The organism is Actinophytocola sp., from assembly GCF_045807065.1.
Taxonomy (GTDB): Bacteria; Actinomycetota; Actinomycetes; order Mycobacteriales; family Pseudonocardiaceae; genus Actinophytocola.
Window position 1 is genome coordinate 1 of record NZ_JBJMIE010000604.1, and the last position, 4,570, is coordinate 4,570.

The following is a 4,570-nucleotide window of genomic DNA, read 5'->3' on the forward strand; positions in this document are numbered from 1 at the left end:
CGGACGGCGCCGACGACCAGGCGGTGCTGGCGGCCGCACTGGCCACGGGACCGGTGCTGGAGTTCAGCCGGGTGCGGCGCGGCCTGGCGGACCTGTTTCGCGATGTGGTGGGCGCCTGATGGGCCGGGGCATCTGGCTGGTGGGCCGCCGCGAGCTGGACGCTCGCCTGCGCACGAGGTCCTTCGTCATCGCCACGGTCGTCTCGGCGCTCGTGCTGGCGGGTTTCGTGCTGATGCGGAGCACGGTGTTCGACGGCGACCGCCGGGACACGATCGGCGTGGCGGGCCAGGCGATCGCGGTGGCGGACCAGCTGGTGACGGAGGCCCGGCAGGTCGGCCGCGCGGTGCGGACCGTCGAGGTGACCGACCTGGCCGCCGGACGTGACCAGGTCGCCGACGGCTCACTGGACGCGCTGGTCAGCGGCGCCCCCGCCGCACTGACCGTACTGGTGAACCAGAGCCTGGACGACGAGCTGCGCGGTGTCCTCAATGGACTCGTGCGGCAGCAGGTGCTACGCGGCCAGCTCGCGGCACTGGAGGACTCCGCGGGCCTGGACGTGAACGGCATCCTGCGCACGGTGTCCGAGGCGCACGTTGCCGTGCGCGCACTGTCCCCTGTGGACAACTCGCTGAGCGAGCGGCTGCCGATGGCCCTCGTGCTCGTGGCCCTGCTCTACCTGGCGCTGCTGCTGTACGGGTCGCTGGTGGCGCAGGGCGTGGTGGAGGAGAAGTCCAGCGGGGTGGTGGAGTTCCTGCTGGCCGCCGTGCGCCCGCGGCAGCTGCTGGCGGGCCGGGTCCTCGGGTTGGGGCTGGTCGGCCTGGTGCAGTTGGCCGTGGTCGGCGTGGTGGGCCTGGTGGTGGGGGCGGCGGTCGCGGTGCTGCCGTCGTTCGGGGCGGCGGTGGCGGCCCTGGCGTGGGGCCTGCTGTGGTACGTGCTGGGCTTCCTGTTGTACGCCATGGTGTTCGCGGCGGTGGCGGCCCTGGCCTCCCGGCAGGAGGACGTGCAGTCGGTCCTGATGCCGGTGACCGCGGTGCTGGTGCTGGCGTTCGTACTGGGCTTCGCGGTCCTGTCCAGGGACCCGACGGGCACGGCCACGACCGTGCTGTCGCTGATCCCGCCCCTGTCCCCGATCCTGATGCCCGGCAGACTCGCACTGGCGGCGGCTCCCCTGTGGCAGGTAGTCCTGGCCCTGACCCTGACCGCGGCCACGATCGTGCTGGTGAGCCGGGTCGGCGCCAGGATCTACCAGAACTCGTTGCTCCGCAGGGACGCCCGCCTCACCCTCCGCCAGGCCCTCGGGCGCGCGTCCTGAGCCTGGTCGGCCGCCTCGGCGCTGGTCCCGCCGATGGGGTCAGGCTTTTCGCAGTTCACGGGCTATGACCATGCGTTGGATCTGGTTCGTGCCCTCGAAGATCTGGGGCACCTTCGCCTCTCGCATGTAGCGCTCCACCGGGAAGTCGCGCGTGTAGCCCGCCCCGCCGAGGACCTGGACCGCGTCCGTCGTCACCTTCATCGCCGCGTCCGTGGCGATGAGTTTCGCGATGGATGCCTGCCGGGTGAAGGGGAGGCCCCGGTCGCGCCGGCGAGCCGCCTCCAGGTACGTCGCCCTGGCCGACTCCACCGCCGCGGCCATGTCCGCCAGCAGGAACTCCACGCCCTGGAACTCCATGATCGGCCGGCCGAACTGGGACCGGCCCCGCGCGTAGGCCACCGCCTCGTCCAGGGCCGCCTGCGCCAGGCCGACGGCGCAGGCCGCGATTCCCAGCCGGCCCGAGTTCAGGGACGCCAACGCGATGTGCAGGCCCTCGCCCGGTGCGCCCAGGAGGCGGTCGGCGGGCACGAGGGCGTCCTCGAAGATCATCTGGGTGGTCGTCGACGCCGTCAGGCCCATCTTGCGTTCCGGGGGCGCCGCCGACAGACCCGGCGTCGACGCGTCGACCAGCAGGCACGAGACGCCCCGGCCGCCGTCCGGTGAGGTGCGGACCATGGTCGTGTAGAAGTCGGCCTCGCCGCCGTGGGTTATCCACGCCTTCACGCCGTTGACCACATACTTGTCACCTGTGAGGACCGCGCGACACGTCAGGGCCGCCGCGTCGGAGCCGGCCTGCGGCTCCGACAGGGCGTACGCGCCCAGCAGCTCGCCGCCCAGCATGTCGGGCAGCCAGCGCTCCCGTTGCGCGTCGTCACCGTGCGCGGTCAGCGCGAAGCACGACATCACGTGCACCGACATCCCCACGCCGACCGACAGCCACGCCGTCGCGATCTCCTCGAGCACCTGCAGGTACACCTCGTACGGCAACCCGCCGCCGCCCCACTGCTCCGGGTACGGCAACCCGAGCAGGCCGCTGCGCCCCAGCAGCCGGAACTGCTCCCTCGGGAACCGGTGCTCCTCCTCGTACGACGACGCGATCGGCGTCAGCTCGTCCCGTGCTATCTCCCTGGCCAGCTTGACGAGGTCCTCGGCCTCGACGCTCGGCAGCAGACGTTCGGCAGGCATGCCGTCCCCTTCGCAAGACCTTGTGAGTCCAACGCCAAATAGTATGGCGTCCTACTGTTGGGTAGGAGAGGAAACGAAATGATCCTTGTCGGCGGTGAGGCCCTCGTCGATCTTGTGCCGGCTCCGGGAACGCGGGCCGGTGAGCTCGGGGCGCTCCGGCCGCTGCCCGGCGGTGGGCCCTACAACGTCGCGATCACGGTCGGCAGGCTCGGCGGGCCCGTCCGGTTCCTGTCCCGGCTGTCGACGGACAGCTTTGGGGAGGCGCTGGTCCAGCGACTCCAACTGTCCGGCGTGGACACCGGCATGGTCCAGCGTGGACCGGAGCCGACCACGCTGGCGATCGCCGGCATCGGGCCGGACGGCTCGGCGCGCTACTCGTTCTACGTCCAGGGCACGGCCGATCGTGAAGTGCGTCACCCCGGGCCGCTGCCCGAGGACGTCACGATCGTCTCGCTCGGCACGCTCTCACTCGCCCTCGAACCGGGCGCCTCCCACTACGAGCAGCTGCTCCGCGACCACGCCGCCGGGAACGGGCTGGTCGTCCTCGACCCGAACATCCGCCCGGCGCTGGTGACGCCGGCCTACCGCGAGCGGTTCGCGTCGTGGCTGCCGGACATCGGCCTGTTGAAGCTGTCCATCGAGGACGCGGCGTGGCTGGCCGACGGCGACCCGCACCAGGCGGTCAAGGGCTGGCTCGAGCAGGGCCCGGCCGCGGTCGTCCTGACCAGGGGCGCGGACGGGATCGTCGTGCACACCGCGGCCGGCGACCAGGTGGCGGTGCCCACACCGCCCACCACGGTGGTCGACACCATCGGTGCGGGTGACACCGTGCACGGAGCGTTGCTGCACTGGCTGCACACCTCGGGCGTCTCGACACCGGACGCGCTACGGGCGGTGGACGCGGAAGAGTGGCGTAAAGCACTCGATTTCGCCGCGCGCGCGGCTGCGGTGACTGTTTCGCGGGCCGGAGCCGAGCCACCTTACGCTGCTGAGCTGGTTGTTCAGCCGTAAAGTGCGGTGGCCCACACCCTTTGCCCTTACCGCTCAAGCGCCGTCCGCACTAGCGTTAAGAACACAAGACGATTTTGTTGAGAGGGACCACGCATGCCTGACGGGCAGAACAACAATGGCGCGACGGAATCCGTCGCCCTGCGCTATCCAGGCGGCGACTACGAGATGACCGTCGCCCACGCCTCGGAGGGCGCTGACGGGATCAACGTCAGCAAGCTGCTTTCGACCACCGGGCTCGTCACGCTCGATCCGGGGTTCGTCAACACCGCGTCGTGCTCGTCGGCGATCTGCTTCATCGACGGCGACAACGGCATCCTGCGGTACCGCGGTTACCCGATCGAGCAACTGGCGGAGAAGTCCACGTTCATCGAGGTCAGCTATCTGCTGATCTACGGCGAGCTGCCCACGCCCGCGCAGCTGGACGACTTCACGTCGAAGATCAGCCGGCACACGCTGCTGCACGAGGACCTGAAGCGCTTCTTCGACGGCTTCCCGCGCGACGCGCACCCGATGCCGGTGCTGTCGTCGGCGGTGTCCGCCCTGTCGACCTTCTACCAGGACAGCCAGCGCCCGTTCGACCCCGAGCACGTCGAGATCTCCACGATCAGGTTGCTGGCCAAGCTGCCGACGATCGCCGCGTACGCGTACAAGAAGTCGGTGGGGCAGCCGTTCCTGTACCCGGACAACTCGCTCGGGCTGGTGGAGAACTTCCTGCGCATGACGTTCGGGTTCCCCGCCGAGCCGTACGAGGTCGACCCGGACCTCGCCCGCGCGCTGGACCTGCTGTTCATCCTGCACGCCGACCACGAGCAGAACTGCTCGACGTCGACGGTCCGGCTCGTCGGCTCGTCCGAGGCCAACCTGTTCGCCAGCATCTCGGCCGGCATCAACGCGTTGTTCGGCCCGCTGCACGGCGGCGCGAACAGCGCGGTGCTGAACATGCTGGAGAGCATCCGCGACGACGGCGGCGACATCGACAGCTTCGTCAAGCGGGTGAAGAACAAGGAAAAGGGCGTGAAGCTGATGGGCTTCGGCCACCGGGTCTACAAGAACTACGACCCG

4 protein-coding genes and 1 pseudogene are annotated in these 4,570 nt (G+C 70.1%); 4 read left to right on the plus strand and 1 reads right to left on the minus strand.

Annotation, left to right across the window (positions count from 1 at the left end):
- Both ACJ73U_RS35300 and ACJ73U_RS35305 read left to right on the plus strand, forming a co-directional pair.
- A pseudogene (locus tag ACJ73U_RS35300) lies at positions 1–119 on the plus strand (ABC transporter ATP-binding protein); the annotation flags it as partial.
- Positions 119–1,312: an ABC transporter permease gene (locus ACJ73U_RS35305; protein WP_407782100.1), complete on the plus strand. Its 1,194-nt coding sequence runs from the start codon at positions 119–121 to the stop codon at positions 1,310–1,312. The pseudogene ACJ73U_RS35300 and the gene ACJ73U_RS35305, both read left to right, overlap by 1 nt.
- A gap of 39 nt (positions 1,313–1,351) precedes the next feature.
- On the opposite strand, the gene ACJ73U_RS35310 is transcribed toward ACJ73U_RS35305, so the two are convergent.
- Positions 1,352–2,497: an acyl-CoA dehydrogenase family protein gene (locus ACJ73U_RS35310; RefSeq protein ID WP_407782101.1), complete on the minus strand. Its 1,146-nt coding sequence runs from the start codon at positions 2,495–2,497 to the stop codon at positions 1,352–1,354.
- Between the two features lie 78 nt (positions 2,498–2,575).
- Here ACJ73U_RS35310 and ACJ73U_RS35315 point away from each other — a divergent pair, with 78 nt between their 5' ends.
- Positions 2,576–3,508, plus strand: a complete 933-nt coding sequence (locus ACJ73U_RS35315; protein WP_407782102.1) for a carbohydrate kinase family protein — start codon at positions 2,576–2,578, stop codon at positions 3,506–3,508.
- 93 nt (positions 3,509–3,601) lie between these two features.
- The coding region (locus ACJ73U_RS35320) for a citrate/2-methylcitrate synthase (RefSeq protein ID WP_407782103.1) at positions 3,602–4,570 on the plus strand (969 nt) is incomplete at its 3' end.